Origin of the sequence: Microbacterium cremeum, from assembly GCF_015277855.1 — a bacterium.
GTDB lineage: Bacteria > Actinomycetota > Actinomycetes > Actinomycetales > Microbacteriaceae > Microbacterium > Microbacterium cremeum.
Genome location: NZ_CP063812.1, coordinates 2,479,495 through 2,498,316 on the forward strand (window position 1 = coordinate 2,479,495; position 18,822 = coordinate 2,498,316).

Annotated in this window: 20 protein-coding genes; 4 read left to right on the plus strand and 16 right to left on the minus strand. The window is 69.9% G+C overall.

What is annotated here, in order from left to right:
• Window positions 1-52 precede the first annotated feature (52 nt).
• On the minus strand, window positions 53-808 hold the full coding sequence (locus tag IM778_RS11310; protein WP_194408992.1) for a DUF5684 domain-containing protein: 756 nt from the start codon (window positions 806-808) through the stop codon (window positions 53-55).
• Window positions 809-989: 181 nt separating this feature from the next.
• Here IM778_RS11310 and IM778_RS11315 point away from each other — a divergent pair, with 181 nt between their 5' ends.
• Complete coding sequence (locus IM778_RS11315; protein ID WP_194408993.1) at window positions 990-1,484, plus strand: DUF4282 domain-containing protein; 495 nt, start codon at window positions 990-992, stop codon at window positions 1,482-1,484.
• Between the two features lie 5 nt (window positions 1,485-1,489).
• Here IM778_RS11315 and IM778_RS11320 read toward each other — a convergent pair whose 3' ends face one another.
• From IM778_RS11320 to prmC, 13 genes are all read right to left on the minus strand, one after another.
• Entirely contained in the window at window positions 1,490-2,239 is a 750-nt protein-coding gene (locus IM778_RS11320; RefSeq protein ID WP_194411842.1) for a YaaA family protein, read from the minus strand.
• Window positions 2,240-2,303: 64 nt separating this feature from the next.
• Window positions 2,304-2,564: a F0F1 ATP synthase subunit epsilon gene (locus tag IM778_RS11325; protein WP_019181232.1), complete on the minus strand. Its 261-nt coding sequence runs from the start codon at window positions 2,562-2,564 to the stop codon at window positions 2,304-2,306.
• Between the two features lies 1 nt (window position 2,565).
• Window positions 2,566-4,011, minus strand: a complete 1,446-nt coding sequence (atpD, locus tag IM778_RS11330) for a F0F1 ATP synthase subunit beta (protein WP_127819472.1) — start codon at window positions 4,009-4,011, stop codon at window positions 2,566-2,568.
• Window positions 4,012-4,065: 54 nt separating this feature from the next.
• Window positions 4,066-4,962 (minus strand): F0F1 ATP synthase subunit gamma, encoded by an 897-nt coding sequence (locus IM778_RS11335; protein WP_194408994.1) that lies wholly within the window; start codon window positions 4,960-4,962, stop codon window positions 4,066-4,068.
• Window positions 4,963-4,982: 20 nt separating this feature from the next.
• Window positions 4,983-6,620 carry a F0F1 ATP synthase subunit alpha gene (atpA, locus tag IM778_RS11340; RefSeq protein ID WP_194408995.1) on the minus strand — a complete coding sequence of 546 codons (1,638 nt, stop codon included), beginning with the start codon at window positions 6,618-6,620 and terminating at the stop codon, window positions 4,983-4,985.
• A 60-nt stretch (window positions 6,621-6,680) separates the two neighbouring features.
• Window positions 6,681-7,472 (minus strand): F0F1 ATP synthase subunit delta, encoded by a 792-nt coding sequence (locus IM778_RS11345; protein WP_194408996.1) that lies wholly within the window; start codon window positions 7,470-7,472, stop codon window positions 6,681-6,683.
• Window positions 7,472-8,026, minus strand: a complete 555-nt coding sequence (locus IM778_RS11350; RefSeq protein ID WP_194408997.1) for a F0F1 ATP synthase subunit B — start codon at window positions 8,024-8,026, stop codon at window positions 7,472-7,474. Before IM778_RS11350 ends, IM778_RS11345 begins: the two co-directional genes overlap by 1 nt.
• A 28-nt stretch (window positions 8,027-8,054) precedes the next feature.
• Window positions 8,055-8,288, minus strand: coding sequence for an ATP synthase F0 subunit C (gene atpE, locus IM778_RS11355; protein WP_273541848.1), 234 nt, complete (start codon window positions 8,286-8,288; stop codon window positions 8,055-8,057).
• A 60-nt stretch (window positions 8,289-8,348) separates the two neighbouring features.
• A complete protein-coding gene (gene atpB, locus IM778_RS11360; RefSeq protein WP_194411843.1) occupies window positions 8,349-9,143 on the minus strand; it encodes a F0F1 ATP synthase subunit A in 795 nt (264 codons plus the stop codon).
• A gap of 169 nt (window positions 9,144-9,312) precedes the next feature.
• The gene (locus IM778_RS11365) at window positions 9,313-9,801 is read right to left on the minus strand and encodes a Cg1360 family ATP-synthase-associated protein (protein ID WP_194408998.1); all 489 of its coding nucleotides are present in this window, start codon (window positions 9,799-9,801) and stop codon (window positions 9,313-9,315) included.
• Window positions 9,798-11,000, minus strand: coding sequence for an MraY family glycosyltransferase (locus tag IM778_RS11370; protein WP_194408999.1), 1,203 nt, complete (start codon window positions 10,998-11,000; stop codon window positions 9,798-9,800). The genes IM778_RS11365 and IM778_RS11370 overlap by 4 nt, the downstream gene beginning before the upstream one ends.
• Window positions 10,997-11,746 carry an L-threonylcarbamoyladenylate synthase gene (locus IM778_RS11375; protein ID WP_194409000.1) on the minus strand — a complete coding sequence of 250 codons (750 nt, stop codon included), beginning with the start codon at window positions 11,744-11,746 and terminating at the stop codon, window positions 10,997-10,999. Before IM778_RS11375 ends, IM778_RS11370 begins: the two co-directional genes overlap by 4 nt.
• A 91-nt stretch (window positions 11,747-11,837) precedes the next feature.
• Window positions 11,838-12,710, minus strand: coding sequence for a peptide chain release factor N(5)-glutamine methyltransferase (gene prmC / locus IM778_RS11380; RefSeq protein WP_194409001.1), 873 nt, complete (start codon window positions 12,708-12,710; stop codon window positions 11,838-11,840).
• 151 nt (window positions 12,711-12,861) lie between these two features.
• Between prmC and cysK (IM778_RS11385) the strand changes: the two genes are divergently transcribed.
• From cysK (IM778_RS11385) to epsC, 3 genes are all read left to right on the plus strand, one after another.
• Entirely contained in the window at window positions 12,862-13,800 is a 939-nt protein-coding gene (gene cysK / locus IM778_RS11385; RefSeq protein ID WP_194409002.1) for a cysteine synthase A, read from the plus strand.
• 97 nt (window positions 13,801-13,897) lie between these two features.
• Window positions 13,898-14,851, plus strand: a complete 954-nt coding sequence (cysK, locus tag IM778_RS11390) for a cysteine synthase A (protein ID WP_194409003.1) — start codon at window positions 13,898-13,900, stop codon at window positions 14,849-14,851.
• On the plus strand, window positions 14,848-15,429 hold the full coding sequence (gene epsC / locus IM778_RS11395; protein ID WP_194409004.1) for a serine O-acetyltransferase EpsC: 582 nt from the start codon (window positions 14,848-14,850) through the stop codon (window positions 15,427-15,429). The genes cysK (IM778_RS11390) and epsC overlap by 4 nt, the downstream gene beginning before the upstream one ends.
• Before the next feature lie 51 nt (window positions 15,430-15,480).
• Here epsC and prfA read toward each other — a convergent pair whose 3' ends face one another.
• Together prfA and rho are read right to left on the minus strand one after the other, a co-directional pair.
• Entirely contained in the window at window positions 15,481-16,560 is a 1,080-nt protein-coding gene (gene prfA, locus IM778_RS11400) for a peptide chain release factor 1 (protein ID WP_194409005.1), read from the minus strand.
• A 24-nt stretch (window positions 16,561-16,584) separates the two neighbouring features.
• Complete coding sequence (gene rho / locus IM778_RS11405; protein WP_194409006.1) at window positions 16,585-18,780, minus strand: transcription termination factor Rho; 2,196 nt, start codon at window positions 18,778-18,780, stop codon at window positions 16,585-16,587.
• Window positions 18,781-18,822: the final 42 nt, after the last annotated feature.

Sequence of the window (18,822 nt, forward strand, 5' to 3'; positions counted from 1 at the left end):
GAGAACGCCACGGCCCCTCACCTGCGGGGTGAGGGGCCGTGGCGATGGTCGTCTACTGCTTCGGCTCTTCAGCCGGCGGCTCGGTAGCCGGCGGCTCGGTAGCCGGCGGCTCGGCGGCCGGCGCCGAGGGCGCCGCGGGCGGCGGCGTCACGGGCGGCGTGGTCGCCGCCGGAGGCTGAGTGACCGGAGGCGCGGGCGGCGCCGGCGGGGTGTAGCCGGCCGGCGGCTGGTAGCCCGCAGGGGGCTGGTAGCCGGCCGGGGGCTGGCCCGCCGGAGACGTCGCAGGGTTCGCGGGGTACCCGCCCGCGGGCACCTGGCTCGGGACGCCCGCCCACACCGTGTTGTCGGCGAGGAAGTTGCCCGCCCACGGCGCGGCCGGGATCGCGGTGTTCCAGCGCGACCGGTCGAACGCGTTGATGCCCAGCCACACGATCGCGAGGAAGAAGTAGAGGATGAGCCAGACGGCCTCCTTCTGCAGCTTCAGTCCGACGCGCCACGCAGCCAGCAGCGTGTACACGAACGCCGCCATGCCGATGAGCCAACCGAGGACGGGGACCCATCCGAGGACGACCGCACCGCCCCACAGGATCAGCAGCCACCACGGGTTCAGGTCGCCCAGCTTCACGAAGATCAGCGTGTTGTAGACCGGCACCCACGCGCGCCAGCGCCCTTGCACACCGGCCTTGTCGAAGATCTTCATGAGGAACCATGAGCCGATGACGTAGGCAGCCACCAGGAAGAGCAGGAAGAACGGCAGAAACACGAGCCACGCGAGCGCGACCCCGACGCCGTAATCGTCGTCGTACATGATGGAGCGACCTCCGAATGTCGATGCAGGACGTGTTCGACGTCCACGGGGCCCCTGCCCCGCTCGACACATGCTATCGAGGCGTTCAGCAAACTGTCAGCATTCACCCCCGGTTTCGGGGGATGGCCCCCCGCGCGCCGGGTGGATACCCTGAGCACAACCCCTCGACCGAAGGAGCCGCATGAGCGATCCGAATCCTGCAGCGCCCACTCCCCCGCCGCTGCCCGAGCAGTCCGCCGCCGACGCCGCCCGCACCGTGGACGCGCCATCGGGTGCCCGCGCCGCGTACTCGCCGGCGGACGATCCCGACGACACCGGCGTTCCCACCGTCGGAGGCGACGTCTCGCAGGTCGGGAAGGGCTTCTTCTCCGCGCTGTTCGATCTGTCGTTCCGCACCTTCATCACGCGCCGGCTCGCGAGCGTCTTCTACCTCGTCGGCCTCATCGCGATCGGCATCGGCTTCCTGGTGTACTTCGTCAGCGGCCTCCTCGGGGCCATCAGCGTGATGCCCTTCAACGTCGGGGCGGGCATCAGCGCTCTCATCGCCACGATCATCATCGTGCCCGTGCTGACGTTCCTCGCGATCGTCCTGCTGAGGTTCGTCATCGAGGCCGTCGTCGCCCTGATCGCGATCGCCGAGAACACCGAGCGGACCGCGCAGCACACCCGGCGCTGACCCGCTCAGGCGAACAGTTCGAGCTCGCCCCGCGCGTTCTCGCGCACACGGAATCCTGCGGCATCCGCCCACCGCACGAATCCCTCGCGCGAGGCGACCCGCGGGCGGTCGCCGGCGAGACGGCGCACCAGCACGCCCTTGGTGTGCTTGTTGAAATGATTGAGGGCGCGTACGGCACCCCCGGGCCCTTCGGCGACCACGCGCACATAGAGCGACGGGATGCCGGCGGGCACCGGCCCGAGCGCCGCGTAGGCTTCCGAGCGCAGATCCAGCACGAATCGGGGCGCGAGCGCGTCGAGCGCCGCGGTCACGGCATCCGCCCACACCCGCCGCAACGGCGGCACGTCCGGCAGCGCGGTCGACGCGCCGAGCCGATACGCGGGGATGCGGTCGAGCGCGCCCACCGGTCCGAACGGCGCCGAGTGGATCAGCACGTGCGCACCGAGCCACCGCCGGGCCGGCGCGTCGAGAGACGCCGCGTCGAGGGCGTCGAAGAGGACTCCGACGTAGCGGTCGACCGCGGCCATCGTGGGTCCTTGACGCAGCGCCGCGTTCACGGCGACATCGCCGCGCTGCGTCGCGCCGAGCTTCAGGACGCGCACGGCCGCGTCCTCGTCGGCGGACAGCGCCACGAGGGCATCGACCACGGCCTCGCGCTGCGGCGCCAGCGACGGCAGCGCAAGACCCGCGACGTCGAGCGGCGCAGGGGTGCCCCCGGCCCGCTTGGTCTCGGAGGGCGGCAGAAGAATCAGCATCATGCTCCCGAAAACGCGCGTCGGCCGGTTCCGTGAGGAACCGGCCGACGCGTGACAGTCGTCGTCAGGCGATCAGCGCCGCGTTGCCGGCGACGATCGTGAGGTCGTCGCCCTCCATCGAGAGGAAGCCGTCCTGCGCGTTGGCGATGATCTTCGAGCCGGAGGTCTCGGTGATGCGCACCTGACCCTCGGCGAGGATCGCCAGCACGGGCTCGTGCCCCGGCATGAAGCCGATCTCGCCCAGCACGGTCTTGGCGACGACGAGCGACGCCTCTCCCGACCAGACCTCCGCGTCAGCGGAGACGAGGCTCACCTTGAGCGGCATGTCAGCCGTTCTCCTTCTGGATGCGCGCCCACGCCTCTTCGACGTCGGAGATGCCGCCGACGTTGAAGAAGGCCTGCTCGGCGACGTGGTCGAAATCGCCCTTGACGATCGCGTCGAACGACTCGATGGTCTCCTTGATCGGGACGGTCGAGCCCTCGACGCCGGTGAACTTCTTCGCCATGTAGGTGTTCTGCGAGAGGAACTGCTGGATGCGGCGTGCACGCGACACGACGATCTTGTCCTCTTCGGAGAGCTCGTCGACACCGAGGATCGCGATGATCTCCTGGAGTTCCTTGTTCTTCTGCAGGATCTGCTTGACGGCGGTGGCCACGCGGTAGTGGTCCTCCCCGATGTAGCGCGGGTCGAGGATGCGGCTCGTCGAGGCCAGCGGGTCGACCGCGGGGTACAGACCCTTCGACGCGATCTCGCGCGAGAGCTCGGTCGTCGCGTCGAGGTGCGCGAAGGTGGTCGCCGGTGCCGGGTCGGTGTAGTCGTCGGCGGGGACGTAGATCGCCTGGAGCGACGTGATCGAGTGACCGCGGGTCGACGTGATGCGCTCCTGCAGGATGCCCATCTCATCGGCCAGGTTCGGCTGGTAGCCCACGGCGGACGGCATGCGGCCGAGCAGGGTCGACACCTCGGAGCCCGCCTGCGTGAAGCGGAAGATGTTGTCGATGAACAGCAGGACGTCCTGCTTCTGCACGTCGCGGAAGTACTCCGCCATCGTCAGTGCCGACAGTGCGACGCGCAGGCGCGTCCCCGGCGGCTCGTCCATCTGACCGAAGACGAGGGCGGTCTTGTCGAAGACGCCCGCCTCCTCCATCTCGTGGATGAGGTCGTTGCCTTCACGCGTGCGCTCGCCGACACCGGCGAACACCGACACACCACCGTGGTCCTGCGCGACGCGCTGGATCATCTCCTGGATGAGGACGGTCTTGCCGACGCCCGCGCCGCCGAAGAGGCCGATCTTGCCACCCTGCACGTACGGGGTGAGGAGGTCGATGACCTTGATGCCGGTCTCGAACATCTGGGTCTTCGACTCGAGCTGGTCGAACGACGGCGCCTGACGGTGGATGCCCCAGCGCTCGGTGACCTCGATGGTCTCGCCCGGCTCGGCGTTGAGGACGTCGCCGGTCACGTTGAAGACGCGACCCTTGGTGACGTCGCCCACGGGAACCGTGATCGGGCCACCGGTGTTGCGCACCTCCTGGCCGCGGACCATGCCGTCGGTCGGCTTCAGCGAGATGGCGCGCACGAGGTCGTCGCCGAGGTGCTGCGCGACCTCGAGTGTGATCTCGGTCGACTCGTCGTCGATCGTGATCGTGGTCTTGAGCGCGTTGTAGATGTCGGGGAGCGAGTCGTGGGGGAACTCGATGTCGACGACCGGGCCGGTGACGCGCGCGACGCGCCCGACCGCGGTCGCGGTCTTCTCAGCGGTGAGGCTCATGGCTTCTTCTCTTTCGTGTGGTCTGTTGCGCAGTGCGGGATGCCGGACGCCGGGCTACTTGCCGGACGACAGCGCGTCGGCGCCGCCGACGATCTCGGCGATCTGCTGAGTGATCTCGGCCTGACGCGCGTTGTTGCGCAGGCGGGTGTAGTCGGTGATGAGCTTGTCGGCGTTGTCGCTCGCCGACTTCATCGCCTTCTGGGTCGCAGCGTGCTTCGCGGCCGACGACTGCAGCAGCGCGTTGAACACGCGGCTCTGGATGTACACCGGGAGCAGGGCGTCGAGGACGACCTCGGCATCCGGCTCGAACTCGTACAGCGGGTACACCTGGGCGGTGGCCGACTCCTCCGCCTCGACGACCTCCAGCGGAAGCAGGCGCACCGTCTCAGGAGACTGCGTCATCATGCTCACGAAGCGGTTGTAGACGAGGTGGATCTCGTCGACGCCGCCATCGTCGCCGCCGCGGTCGTACGCGTCCAGCAGCACCGCGGCGATCTCTTCGGCCGTGCTGAAGTGGGGGGTGTCGGTGTCGCCGGTCCACTCCGCCGCGCTCTGCATGCGACGGAACTGGAAGTAGCCGACCGCCTTGCGGCCGACGAGGTAGAACACCGGCTCCTTGCCCTGCTCGCGCACCAGCTGCGCGAGCTCCAGGCCCTCGCGGAGGATCTGCGAGTTGAACGCGCCCGCGAGGCCGCGGTCGGACGTGAAGATCACCACGGCCGAGCGGCGGATCGTCTCGCGTTCCACGGTCAGCGGATGATCGACGTTCGAGTGCGTCGCCACGGCGGAGACGGCCCGCGTCACGGCCCGCGCGAAGGGCGAGGAGGCGCGCACGCGCGCCATCGCCTTCTGGATGCGCGAAGCCGCGATGAGCTCCATCGCCTTCGTGATCTTCTTGGTCGTCTGAGCAGTGCTGATCTTCTGCTTGTAGACCCGGAGTTGTGCGCCCATTGTCCCTGTCCGGTGTCGCCTTAGCGGCGGCCCTTGACGATCTTCTCCTGGTTCACGTCTTCCGCCTCGGCGGCTGCGACCTCTTCGTGGCCCGGCTTGCCGATGGCCTGGCCCTTGCCGGCCTGGAACTCGAGGATGAACTCGTCGGTCCGCTTCGCGAGCTCCGCCACCGTGTCGTCGTCGAGGACGTTCGTCTCGCGGAGCGTGTCGAGGATCGTCGTGTTGCGACGCAGGTAGTCCAGCAGCTCGCGCTCGAACGAGAGCACGTCCTCGACCTCGATGGTGTCGAGCTTGCCGTTGGTGCCTGCCCAGATCGAGACGACCTGCTCCTCGACCGGGTACGGCGAGTACTGCGGCTGCTTGAGCAGCTCGGTCAGGCGCGCACCGCGGGCGAGCTGTCGGCGGGATGCCGCGTCGAGGTCGCTCGCGAACATCGCGAAGGCCTCGAGCGAGCGGTACTGGGCGAGCTCGAGCTTGAGCGTTCCCGACACCTTCTTGATCGACTTCACCTGGGCGTCACCGCCGACGCGCGACACCGAGATGCCGACGTCGACCGCGGGGCGCTGGTTGGCGTTGAAGAGGTCGGACTGCAGGAAGATCTGGCCGTCCGTGATCGAGATGACGTTGGTCGGGATGTAGGCCGACACGTCGTTCGCCTTGGTCTCGATGATCGGGAGACCCGTCATGGAGCCTGCGCCGAGCTCGTCCGACAGCTTCGCGCAGCGCTCGAGCAGACGCGAGTGCAGGTAGAAGACGTCGCCCGGGTAGGCCTCGCGGCCCGGCGGGCGGCGGAGCAGCAGCGAGACGGCACGGTACGCTTCGGCCTGCTTGGTGAGGTCGTCGAAGATGATCAGGACGTGCTTGCCGTCGTACATCCAGTGCTGGCCGATGGCCGATCCGGTGTACGGGGCGAGGTACTTGAAGCCGGCCGGGTCGGAGGCGGGGGCGGCGACGATGGTGGTGTACTCCATCGCGCCTGCGTCCTCGAGCGCGCCCTTCACGGCCGCGATGGTCGAGCCCTTCTGGCCGATCGCGACATAGATGCAGCGGACCTGCTTCGTGGCGTCGCCCGACTCCCAGTTGGCCTTCTGGTTGATGATCGTGTCGATCGCGATCGCCGTCTTGCCGGTCTGGCGGTCGCCGATGATGAGCTGGCGCTGACCGCGGCCCACCGGGATCATGGCGTCGATCGCCTTGATGCCGGTCTGCAGGGGCTCGTGCACGCTCTTGCGCTGCATGACGCCGGGCGCCTGGAGCTCCAGGGCGCGACGGCCCTCGGTCGCGACGGCGCCGAGGCCGTCGATCGGGTTGCCGAGCGGGTCGACGACCCGGCCGAGGTATCCGTCGCCCACCGGCACCGAGAGCACCTCGCCGGTGCGGGTGACCGGCTGACCGGCCTCGATGCCCGAGAACTCGCCGAGCACGACGACGCCGATCTCGTGCTCGTCGAGGTTCAGCGCGAGACCCTGGGTGCCGTCCTCGAACGTGACGAGCTCGTTCGCCATGACGCCGGGCAGGCCCTCGACGTGCGCGATACCGTCCGCGGCGTCGATGACGGTGCCGACCTCGGTCGCCGCGGCGCCCGAGGGCTCGTAAGCGGCGACGAAGTCCTTCAGCGCGTCACGGATGACGTCGGGGCTGATAGAGAGATCTGCCATTGTTTTCCTTCGTTCATGGGGCCTCGGCCCCGAAATCTCCGCGGGAGGCGGGAAGTCTGTCTAGCCGGCGAGTCGCTGGCGGAGGTCGGCCAGGCGCGCCGACACGCTCGCGTCGATCACGTCGTCGGCGATCTGCACCCGCATGCCGCCGACGACGGTCGGGTCGACGACGGTGTTGAGGGTGACCTTCGCGCCGTATCGCTTCGACAGCGTCGAGGTGAGGCGCTCGGTCTGGGCTGCGCTGAGCGGAACCGCCGTCACGACGGTGGCGACCGTGCGACCGCGCTGGTCGGCGACGAGCCTCGTCGCCCGCGCGAGGACCTGGCGCACGCGCCGCTCACGCGGATGGCGGATGAGGGATGCCGCGATCAGCGTCGCCGCCTCGCTCGCGCGTCCCTTCAGCAGCGACTCGACGAGCTCGGCCTTCGCGGCCGAATCGCCGATCCGGCTTCCGAGGGCGAGCTCGAGCTCGGGATTGTCGGCCACGGTGCGGGAGAACCCGAACAGCTCGCCTTCGACATCGGCCGAGGCGTCCGCGATGGCGGCTGCCCGCACGGCGAGCTCGTCGATCCCGTCGGCGAGATCGCCGGCGCTCGACCAGCGCTGCTCCACGGCGGTGGTCAGCAGCGACGCCGTCGTGGGCTTCACCGACGCGCCGAACACGTCGGCGACGACCTTGCGCCGCGCATCGGCGGGTGCCGAGGAGTCGGCGAGCGCGCCGCTCAGCTGCGACGAATCGCCCACGGCGCGCGCCACCGCGAACAGCTCGCGGGCGACGTCGAGGTCGACTCCCGACGCGGCGGTGAGCGCCGCGGTCGTCGCCGCCTGGGCCTGAGTGGTCGCGCTGCCCATTACGCCTTGGCTCCTTCGGATGCCTCGAGCTCGGCGAGGAAGCGGTCGACGACGGCCTGGGCCTTCTTGTCGTCGGTGAGCGTCTCTCCGATCACGCCGCCTGCGAGGTCGAGGGCGAGCGTGCCCACCTCGCCGCGCAGCGACACGAGCGCGGACTGACGCTCGGCCTCGATCTGGGCGTGAGCCGTCGCCGTGAGGCGGGCGGCCTCGGTGGAGGCGGACTCCTTGGCCTCGGCGACGATCTTCTTGCCGTCCTCGCGGGCGGCGTCGCGGATCTCGCCGGCTTCCTTGCGCGCATCGGCGAGCTGGGCGGTGTACTCCTCGAGAGCCGCCTCGGCCTTGCGCTGCGCCTCGTCGGCCTTCGCGATGTTGCCCTCGATGGCGGCGGAACGCTCGTCCAGCAGCTTCTTCATGCGCGGAAGGGCGACCAACCAGAAGATCACGAGGATGACGACGAAGCAGACCGCCGACCAGATGATGTCGTACCAGGCGGGGATGAGCGGGTTGTGGGCCGCCCCTTCCTCCGCCGCGTACGCGACAAGAGCGTTCAGCATCCTGTCTCCTTAAGACTGGTTTCGGCGATTACTGGAAGATGAAGTAGGTGGCGATGCCGATGAAGGCGAGCGCCTCGGTGAAGGCGATACCGATCCACATGAGCACCTGCAGGCGGCCGGCGAGCTCGGGCTGGCGCGCCACGCCCTCGATCGTCTTGCCGACGACGATGCCCACGCCGATGGCCGGTCCGATCGCGGCGAGGCCGTAGCCCATCGTCGCGACGTTTCCGCTGACCTGGGCGAGAACCGTAGTTGCGTCCACGGGGGTGTTTCCTTTCGGTTGTGGGCGGTCCTGTGATTTACAGGTTGGGGACCGACCCGCTCAGTGCTCTTCCGCGACCGCGAGCTGGATGTAGACCGCGGTGAGGAGAGCGAAGACGTACGCCTGGAGGACGGCCACCAGGATTTCGAACAGGGTGAAGATGAAGCCGAACGCGAGGCTGCCCGCGCCGAGGAGCGACCACCAGCCGCCCATGTCGAAGATGAAGAACTGCGTGGCCGCGAAGAAGAGGACCAGCAGGAGGTGGCCGACCATCATGTTCATCAGGAGTCGGAGGGTCAGCGTGACCGGCCGGATGATGAACGTCGAGATGAGCTCGATCGGCGTGACGATGATGTAGATCGGCCACGGCACGCCCGACGGGAAGAGCGAGTTCTTGAAGAAGTTCTTCGGGCTCTTCTTGATGCCCGCGTAGATGAACGTGACGTAGCTCACGATCGCCAGGGTGAGCGGGACGGCGATGATGCTCGTCCCGGCGATGTTCAGGAACGGGATGATTCCCGTGATGTTCATGAACAGCACCATGAAGAAGATGGTGGTGAGGATCGGCAGGAAGCGCTGGGCGTCCTTGCGGCCGAGGAGGTCCTCGCCGATGTTCACCCGGACGAAGTCCAGGCCCATCTCGACCAGGCTCTGGAACCGCCCGGGCACGACCCGCATGCGCCGAGTGCCGAGCCAGAAGATCAGCACGACCGCGATGGTCGCGAGGATCTGGATCAGGTTGATCCGAGTGACCGGGATGACGCCGAAGACGTTGAAGAGCACTTCAGGGAAGAACTCGTCGATCGAGGGCCCGTGGAACTCCGGAGGGGCGTCCGCGGCAAAGGGGGCGATCAGGGTCGCAGCTTGAGTAGTCAGCGCTGGCTCCAGCTTCGGGGCATCGGTCGAGAACCGTTGCGACGATGGTCGGTGAGCGTCACTCCGCAAGCGCTCGCAGAGCGAGCGGGCGGGCGCTCGACCAGCCTATCAAACTTGAGAGGTCGCTGAATCCGCCCGGCGGGCGCGCTCACGGCGCGGGATCCGGGTCGCTCGTGCGGTCCCCCGCGTCGGGATCGGTCGGCAGCTGCACGTCGCTGACGTGCGGCACGCGCATGCGCAGCAGCACCACCACGTCGACCAGGAGCGAGGCGAGCACGCTCACCACGACCGCGACGAAGAACACGGTGGGCTCGATCCACGGCTGATCGCGCAGCAGCAGCAGCGCGACGATGAAGACGACGAACTTGAGGATCCATCCGCCGAGCACGATGGCGAAGAACAGCGGCACGTAGAGCGCGTCGCCGTACCACCGGTTCGCGATGAGGATGCTGGCGCCGGTGATCGCGAGGAACACGGCGGCGACGAGCACGCCGACGAGCGCGCTCCACAGGCCCGCCTCGCCGGCGACGAGGGAGCCGACGACGGCACCCGCCACGGCGAGCACGGCGGTGACGGCGCCGGACCACACCAGGACGGTGCGCAGGATCGGCGTGCTGGAGACAGGGCTGGGGGTCATCGGGCGTTCTCCGGGGAGGGTTCGGGGTCGGGCGCGCGCTCCGGCGCGGCCGCGGGAGCGGCGTGCGCCGCGGAAGCGCGGCGTGCGGGCGGCAGCGTGACGACGAGGCATGCGGCCACGCCGACGACGCCGTACACCACGCCGAAGAGGTAGTCCCCCGGCCATTCGAGGGTCGTGCCGATGTACATCAGCAGCACCGACAGGCTCACCAGCGCCGTCCAGGCGTAGAAGATCAGCACCGCGTCGCGGTCGGAGTGGCCCATGTCGAGCATGCGATGGTGCAGGTGCTTGCGGTCGGGCGAGAACGGCGACTTCCCCCGGCTCATGCGCCGCACCACGGCCAGGCCGAAGTCCAGCAGCGGGAGCAGCACGACCACGACCGGCAGCAGGATCGGGATGAACGCACCGAGGAGCTGCGAGCGGCCGAACTGGTCGTTGTCGCCGAGCATGGCGGGGTCGAAGTTGCCGGTGATCGAGATCGCCGAGCATGCCATCAGCAGGCCCAGCATGAGGGCGCCGGCGTCGCCCATGAACAGCTTCGCCGGGCTCCAGTTCATCGGCAGGAAGCCGATGCACGCGCCGATGAGCACGGCGGCGATGAACGACGACAGATTGAAGTAGTTGCTGGCCCCGGTGTCACGGAACACCATGTAGGAGTATGCGAAGAACACCGCGTTCGCGATGAGGCACACGCCGGCGACGAGTCCGTCGAGACCGTCGATGAAGTTGACCGCGTTCATGGCGACGACGATCGCGAACACCGTGAGCGTGAAGCTCACCCAGCTCGAGAAGATCGTCATGCCGCCCACCGGCAGCGTGTAGATCTGCAGCTGGCCGAACCACGCGATGACGCCTGCGGCGAGGAACTGCGCGCCGAGCTTGATCATCCAGTCGAGGTCCCACAGGTCATCGAGCACGCCGATCACGACGATGATCAGCGCGGCGCCCAGCAGCGCGTAGATCTGCTGCGGATTGGACCAGATGATGGCGAAGAACGGATGCTGCGCCGAGACGGCGAACGCCGCCAGCACGCCGAGGAACATCGCGATCCCGCCCAGCCGGGGCGTGGGCGTCGTGTGCACGTCGCGATCGCGGATGCCGGGGTACAGCTTGTATCTCAGGCTGACGCGCCAGACGACCCACGACAGGACGAAGGTGACGGCCGCGGTCAGCAGGATCGTGAAGACGTACTGCTTCACGGGCGGTCCGGCTCCGCGGGCGGAGCGGCCTCCTCCGTGACGGACGTCGCCGGCTCGCCGCCCGCGTCGGTCTCGGCGCCGGGATCGGGCTCGAGCAGGTCGCCGAGCACCTCCCGCAGCCGGGCGCGGTCGACCGCGCCCTCGCGCAGCACGCGCACCTGCGGCTCCGCACCGCCCACGAGACTCGTCGCGTCGACGATCGTCGACGCGACGCCGGTCTTGGACGGGCCGTCGCTCAGGTACACCGCGACGCTGTCGCGCAGCATCTCCTGCGCATCCTCCGCCGTGATCCCGGCGGCCATGCCGGTGAGGTTCGCGCTCGAGACGGCGAGTGGCCCGGTCTCTTCGAGCAGCTCGAGGGCGAGGCGGTGCGCCGGCATCCGCACCGCGACCGTGCCGCGGGTGTCGCCGAGGTCCCACGACAGCGACGGCTGCGCGGGGAGGACGATGGTCAGCCCGCCCGGCCAGAACTCCTCGACCAGCCGCTCGACGGGCTCGGGCACTTCGGCCACGAGCGCGCGCAGCGTGGCGAGCCCGGCCACCAGCACGGGCGGCGGCGACTGCCGACCCCGTCCTTTCGCAGCGAGCAGGCGCGCGACCGCCGCCGCGTTGAACGCGTCGGCGGCGACGCCGTAGACGGTGTCGGTCGGGATGACCACGAGGTCGCCGCGACCGATGGCCTGGCGCGCCTGGCGCATGCCGGTGAGCAGCTCAGCCTCGTCACGGCAGTCGAAGATGGGGGACATGTCGCCCACAGTCTAATTGGACACCGGGCCGGCCCCACGGCTCGCCTCGGCCGGACGCGGCGAGGGAAGCGAGATCTGCCGCCCCCGGGGCTCAGGGACGCAGGGCGGTCGTCGCCCGATCCCGCATCGTCAGGTCGGGGTGGGTCGCCGCGGCGCGCCAGCCGTCCGCCGCGAGGATGCCGCGGATCGCCTCGCCCTGCCACTCGCCGTGCTCGATCACGATCGTCCCGCCGGGGTGCGCCAGGCGCAGACCGACGCGGCTGAGCACGCGGACCACGTCGAGCCCGTCCTCTCCCCCGTACAGCGCGGCGGGCGGATCGAAGAACCGGACCTCCGGGTCGCGCGGGATCGCGGCATCCGGAACGTACGGCGGGTTGGACGCGACCACCGCGACCGTGCCGTCGAGCTCGGGGAACGCGTGCTCCAGGTCGATGAAGGCGAGGCGCGCATTGCCGGCGCCGACGCGCGCGAAGTTCTCTTTGGTCCACACGAACGCGTCGACGGAGTTCTCGGCGGCGAACACCTGCGCGTGCGGCACCTCGGTCGCCATCGCCAGCGCGATCGCGCCGCTCCCGGTGCCGAGATCGACCGCGACAGGGGCTTCGGATGCCGCGACCCGCAGCGCGTCGATCGCGAGCTGCGCGACGACCTCGGTCTCGGGCCGCGGCACGAACACGCCCGGGCCCACACGCAGCTCGAGGTGGCGGAACGGTGCGACGCCGGTGATGTGCTGGAGCGGCTCGCGGGTGGCCCGGCGCTCCACGAGCTGCTCCAGGTGCCGCACGTCGTCCGCCGAGACGGCGTCGCCCCGCAGCGACGCGGCTTGCACTCCCCCGCGCGTCACCCCGAGGACGAACGCCGCGAGGAGCTCCGCATCGACGACGGGATCGGCGATGCCCGCTGCGGCCAGTCGTGCTGCGGCATGGCGGAGCGCCTCGGCGACGGACGGTGCGGCGGAGCTCATGACGCCTCCACTCTATGCGGCGATGCCGGCGCCACGACGCGGCGTCCGGACTCGCGACCGCCGTGACGATTCGTCATACAAGGACTCACGCCGGGCACCGCGTCCTAGGCTGGGGGCCATCTGACGTGACCCTCCCGAAAGGCCGATCGACATGCCCGGCATCCACTCCGATATCACCGCTGCTTTCGGCAACACGCCGCTCGTCCGCCTCAACCGCGTCACCGACGGCGCCGGCGCCGAGGTGTACGCGAAGCTCGAGTTCTACAACCCCGGTTCGAGCGTGAAGGACCGTCTCGGCATCGCGATCGTCGATGCGGCCGAGGCCTCCGGCGCGCTGCAGCCCGGCGGCACCATCGTCGAGGGCACGAGCGGCAACACCGGCATCGCGCTCGCGCTCGTCGGCGCGGCGCGCGGCTACAAGGTCATCCTCACGATGCCCTCGTCGATGTCGGTCGAGCGCCGCCAGCTGCTCAAGCGATTCGGCGCCGAGCTCGTGCTCACCGACCCGGCCGGCGGGATGAAGCTCGCGGTCGCCGAAGCCGAGCGCATCACCTCCGAGACGCCCGGGGCGATCCTGGCGAAGCAGTTCGAGAACGAGGCGAACCGCGAGATCCACCGCAAGACCACCGCCGAGGAGATCTGGCGCGACACCGACGGCGAGGTCGACATCTTCGTCGCCGGCGTCGGCACCGGCGGCACCATCACCGGTGTCGGCCAGGTGCTCAAGGAGCGCAAGCCCAGCGTGCAGGTCGTCGCCGTCGAGCCGTCCGCGTCGCCGCTGCTGTCGACCGGGACGCCCGGTCCCGCGAAGATCCAGGGCATCGGCCCGAACTTCGTGCCGCCGATCCTCGACACCGAGGTGTTCGACGACGTCGTCACCGTCGAGTTCGACGACGCCATCTCGACCTCGCGCGAACTCGCCGCGAAGGAGGGCATCCTCGTCGGGATCTCCAGCGGCGCGGCCGTGTGGGCCGCCCTGCAGCTGGCCGCGCGTCCCGAGAACGCCGGGAAGAAGATCGTCGTCGTCACGCCCGACACCGGCGAGCGGTACCTGTCGACTGCGCTCTTCGAGGATCTGCGGGAGGATTGAACCCGCACGGCGGCGCGACGCGCGATCCTCTGGGACGCTAGGACCAGTTCGGACGCCGTCGCGCCGTCGTCGCATCCCGGCCTGAAAAGGAGCGTTCGTGCCCGGCATCCATCCCGACATCACCACCGCGTTCGGCGAGACGCCGCTGGTGCGCCTCAACGCGCTCACCGAGGGGCTCGGCGCGGAGGTGCTCGCGAAGCTCGAGTTCTACAACCCGGGCTCGTCGGTCAAGGACCGCCTCGGTTATGCGCTCGTCCAAGCGGCGGAGGCGGCGGGCGAGCTGGTCCCCGGCGGCACGATCGTGGAGTCCACGAGCGGCAACACCGGGATCGCGCTGGCCCTCATCGGTGCTGCGCGCGGCTACCGGGTGATCCTCACGATGCCGGCATCGATGTCGAAGGAGCGCCGCACGCTGCTGAAGGCCTACGGTGCCGAGCTCGTCCTGACCGACCCGTACAAGGGCATGACCGAGGCGGTCGAGACGGCCAAGCGGATCGCGGCCGAGACGCCCGGCGCCGTGCTGGCCCGCCAGTTCGAGCACGAGGCGAACGCCGCGATCCACCGCAGCACCACGGCCGAGGAGATCTGGCGCGACACCGAAGGCCGCGTCGACTGGTTCGTCGCCGGTTCGGGCACCGGCGGCACGGTGACCGGGGTCGGGCAGGTGCTCAAGGAGCGCAGCCCCGAGACCCGGATCGTGCTCGTCGAGCCCAAGGACTCCCCCGTGCTCACCGAAGGGCGCGCCGGCGGCCACCGCATCCAGGGCATCGGCCCGAACTTCGTGCCGGACGTGCTGGACCGCTCCGTCGTCGACGAGATCTTCGACGTCGAGTTCGACGACGCGATCCGCACCGCGCGCGACCTCGCCACGCGCGAGGGCATCCTCGCGGGGATGTCGGCCGGCGCCGCGGTCTGGGCCGCCCTCGAGATCGCGGCACGTCCTGAGGCCGAGGGCCGGAGGATCGTCGTCATCGTGCCCGACTCGGGCGAGCGATACCTGTCGACCGCGCTCTACGAGCACCTGCGCGAACCGGAGGCCGAGAAGAAATGAACGAACGCATCGGATTCGTCGCCCGCGTCCGCGAGGACGTCGCCGCGGCGAAGCTGCGCGACCCCGCCGCTCGCAGCGGCCTCGAGATCGCGCTGCTGTACCCCGGGCTCCACGCGATCTGGTCGCACCGGCTGTGGCACGGGCTGTGGACGCGGGGCGCGCGCTTCATCGCCCGCGCCGGCTCGCAGGTGACGCGCTGGCTCACCGGCATCGAGATCCACCCCGGCGCGACGATCGGCCGTCGCTTCTTCATCGACCACGGCATGGGCGTCGTGATCGGCGAGACCGCCGAGGTCGGCGACGACGTGCTGCTCTACCACGGCGTGACGCTCGGAGGCCGGCAGCGCGAGGGCGGCAAGCGCCACCCCACGATCGGCGACGGCGTGGCGGTCGGCGCGGGCGCGAAGATCCTCGGCCCGGTCACGATCGGCGCAGGCTCCGTCGTCGGCGCCAACGCCGTCGTCACCAAGGACGCGCCGGCCGACAGCGTCCTCGTCGGCGTCCCCGCCAAGCCGCGGTCCCGCCGCACCGGCGAAGACACGCGCGCCCTGCTCACGACCCCCGAGTACGTCATCTGACGGGTTGCGCCGGGCCAGGCCCCTGTGCGACGCATGGCGCGTCGCCTGCGGTCAGGAGTCGCTGCCGAGGGCGGCCAGCCGCGCCTCTTCGTCCGCCTGGATCGCGGACTCGATGATCGGGTCGAGCGCGCCGTCCATGACCTGATCGAGGTTGTACGCCTTGTATCCGGTGCGGTGGTCGGCGATGCGGTTCTCGGGGAAGTTGTACGTGCGGATGCGCTCGGAGCGGTCCATGCCGCGGATCTGCGACTTGCGCGCATCGGATGCCGCCGCCTCGAGCTCCTCCTGCTGCTTGGCGAGCAGGCGGGCCCGCAGCACGCGCATGCCGGCCTCGCGGTTCTGCAGCTGGGACTTCTCGTTCTGCATCGACACCACGATCCCCGTGGGAACGTGCGTGATGCGCACCGCGGAGTCGGTCGTGTTGACGGACTGACCGCCCGGGCCGGACGACCGGAAGACGTCGATCTTCAGGTCGTTGGGATCGATGTGGATCTCTTCCGGCTCGTCGACCTCGGGGAAGACCAGCACCCCGGTCGTCGACGTGTGGATGCGCCCCTGCGACTCGGTGGCGGGGACGCGCTGCACGCGGTGCACGCCGCCTTCGTACTTCAGGTGCGCCCACACGCCCTGGGCGGGGTCGCTCGATGAGCCCTTGATCGCGACCTGGACGTCCTTGTAGCCGCCGAGGTCGGACTCGTTGCGCTCGAGCAGCTCGGTCTTCCAGCCCTTCGACGCGGCGTACTGCAGGTACATCCGCAGGAGGTCCGCGGCGAACAGCGCCGACTCGGCGCCGCCTTCGCCCTGCTTGATCTCCATGATGACGTCGCGCGCGTCGTCGGGGTCTCGAGGTATCAGGAGCCGTCGCAGACGTTCCTGCGCGTCGGCGAGCCGCGTCTCGAGCGCCGGCACCTCCTCGGCGAACGCCTCGTCCTCCCGGGCGAGCTCGCGCGCCGCCTCGAGATCGTGGGATGCCGCGGTCCAGTCCTCGTGTGCCTTCACGATGCGCGACAGCTCGGCGTAGCGCCGGTTGACCCGCTTGGCCCGCGCCGCATCGGCGTGGACGGCGGGATCCGACAGCTCGACCTGGACCGCGGCGTGCTCCTCGATCAGCCCTTTGACCGACTCGAACATCCCGGGATCATGCTTCGACAAGGCTCAGCGGATGCTGTTGTCGTGCGCGTGGCTGTGACCGCCGCCGTGGGCGTCACGGGCAGGCGCCGGGATCGACTTCTGCATCTGCACGAGGAACTCGACGTTCGACTGCGTCTCCTTGAGCTTGCCGAGCACGACCTCGAGGGCCTGCTGGGGCTCGAGGCCCGCCAGCGCGCGGCGCAGCTTCCAGGTGATCTTGACCTCGTCGGGCGAGAGCAGCATCTCTTCGCGCCGGGTCGACGACGCGTTGACGTCGACCGCCGGGAAGATGCGCTTGTCGGCGAGCTGGCGGTTCAGGCGCAGCTCGCTGTTGCCGGTGCCCTTGAACTCCTCGAAGATCACGTCGTCCATCTTGGAGCCGGTCTCGACGAGAGCGGTCGCGAGGATCGTGAGCGATCCGCCGTTCTCGATGTTGCGCGCAGCGCCGAAGAAGCGCTTCGGCGGGTACAGCGCCGACGCGTCGACGCCGCCCGTGAGCACACGGCCCGAGGTCGGTGCCGAGATGTTGTAGGCACGGCCCAGGCGCGTGATCGAGTCCAGCAGCACGACGACGTCGCGGCCGAGCTCGACCAGGCGCTTGGCGCGCTCGATGGCGAGTTCGGCGACCGTGGTGTGGTCCTCGGCAGGGCGGTCGAAGGTCGAGGCGATGACCTCGCCCTTGACCGTGCGCTGCATGTCGGTGACCTCTTCGGGGCGCTCGTCGACGAGCACGACCATGAGGTGGACCTCGGGGTTGTTCGTCGCGATCGCGTTGGCGATCTGCTGCAGCACGATGGTCTTGCCGGCCTTGGGCGGGGCGACGATGAGTCCGCGCTGGCCCTTGCCGATCGGGGCGACGAGATCGATGATCCGCTGCGTGAGCTTCTCGGGCGCGGTCTCGAGGCGCAGGCGCTCCTGGGGGTAGAGCGGCGTCAGCTTGCCGAACTCGACGCGGGTCGCGGCATCCTCGACCGACAGGCCGTTGATCGCGTCGACCTTGACGAGCGCGTTGTACTTCTGGCGGCTGGACTGCTCGCCCTCGCGCGGCTGCTTGATGGCGCCGACCACGGCGTCGCCCTTGCGCAGGTTGTACTTCTTGACCTGGCCGAGCGAGACGTACACGTCGCTCTGGCCGGGCAGGTACCCGGTGGTGCGCACGAACGCGTAGTTGTCGAGCACGTCGAGGATGCCGGCGATCGGGATCAGGACGTCGTCCTCGCCGATCTCGGTCTCGAACTCGTCGGTGGTGTTCTGACCGCGGCGCTTGTTGCGCTGACGGCCGCGCGCGCCGCCCTGGGCGGGCTGGTCGTCGTCGGCCTGCTCGGGCTTGGCGGGCTCGGCCGGTGCCGCGGCCTGACCGTTCGGACGGTCGCCGTTCTGGCCGGTCTGCCCGCGGTTGCGGTTGCGGTTGCGGCTGCGGTTGCGGCCCCGGCTCGGGGTCTCGGCACCGTCGGCCTCGGTGGACTCCGTGGCCTGGCGGCCCTCGTCACCGGTCGCCTCGTCGGTGTCGCCGACGGTCTCGGCGGGAACCTCGACGGATGCCGCGGCCTCGGCGTCGTCGGCGGGTGCCGCCTTGGCCTTGCCCGCCTGGGCACGGCCGCGTCGCGCGGGACGCTTGGCGGGCTGGGTCTCGGCGGCCTCGGCAGACGCTGCGGGCGGCTCGGCGGACTCGGCGGGAGTCTCGGCAGCCTCGGCGGGGGCCTCAGCGGCCTCGGCCGGGGCCGCGGGGGCCTCCTCGGCGGCGGCGGCAGCCGGCGCCGCGTCGCCGCTCTTGGCCCGGCGCGGAGCCCGCTTGCGCGGCGCCTTGGCGACCGGGGCCTCCTCGGCGGGGGCCTCGGCCGGCGCCTCTTCGGCGACGACCGCCTCTGCGACCGCCTCGTCGGCGATGGCGTCGGCGACGACGGCTTCTGCGACGGCCTCCTCGGCCGCGGCCTCGGCCGCGAGCGCGGCATCGACAGCCTCTTCGGCGACGGCCTGAGCCGCCTCGGTCTGCTCGTCGGCAGCGGCGGCGACAGCCTCCTCGGCGTCGGCCACGATGGCCTCGACGACCGCCTCCTCGGCGACCTCGTCGGCCGCCTCGGCTTCTTCGACCGCCACTTCGGCGACCGTCTCGGCGACGTCGGACTGCTCGACGGCGATGCCTGAGTTCTCGACGGCCTCGGGCGCTTCCGCGCGCTCGTCGGCCGGAACGTCGGCGTGGATCTCGGAGATGGACTCCACGAGTTCTCCCTTGTGAAAACGAACGGGTTGTGCACGATCGCA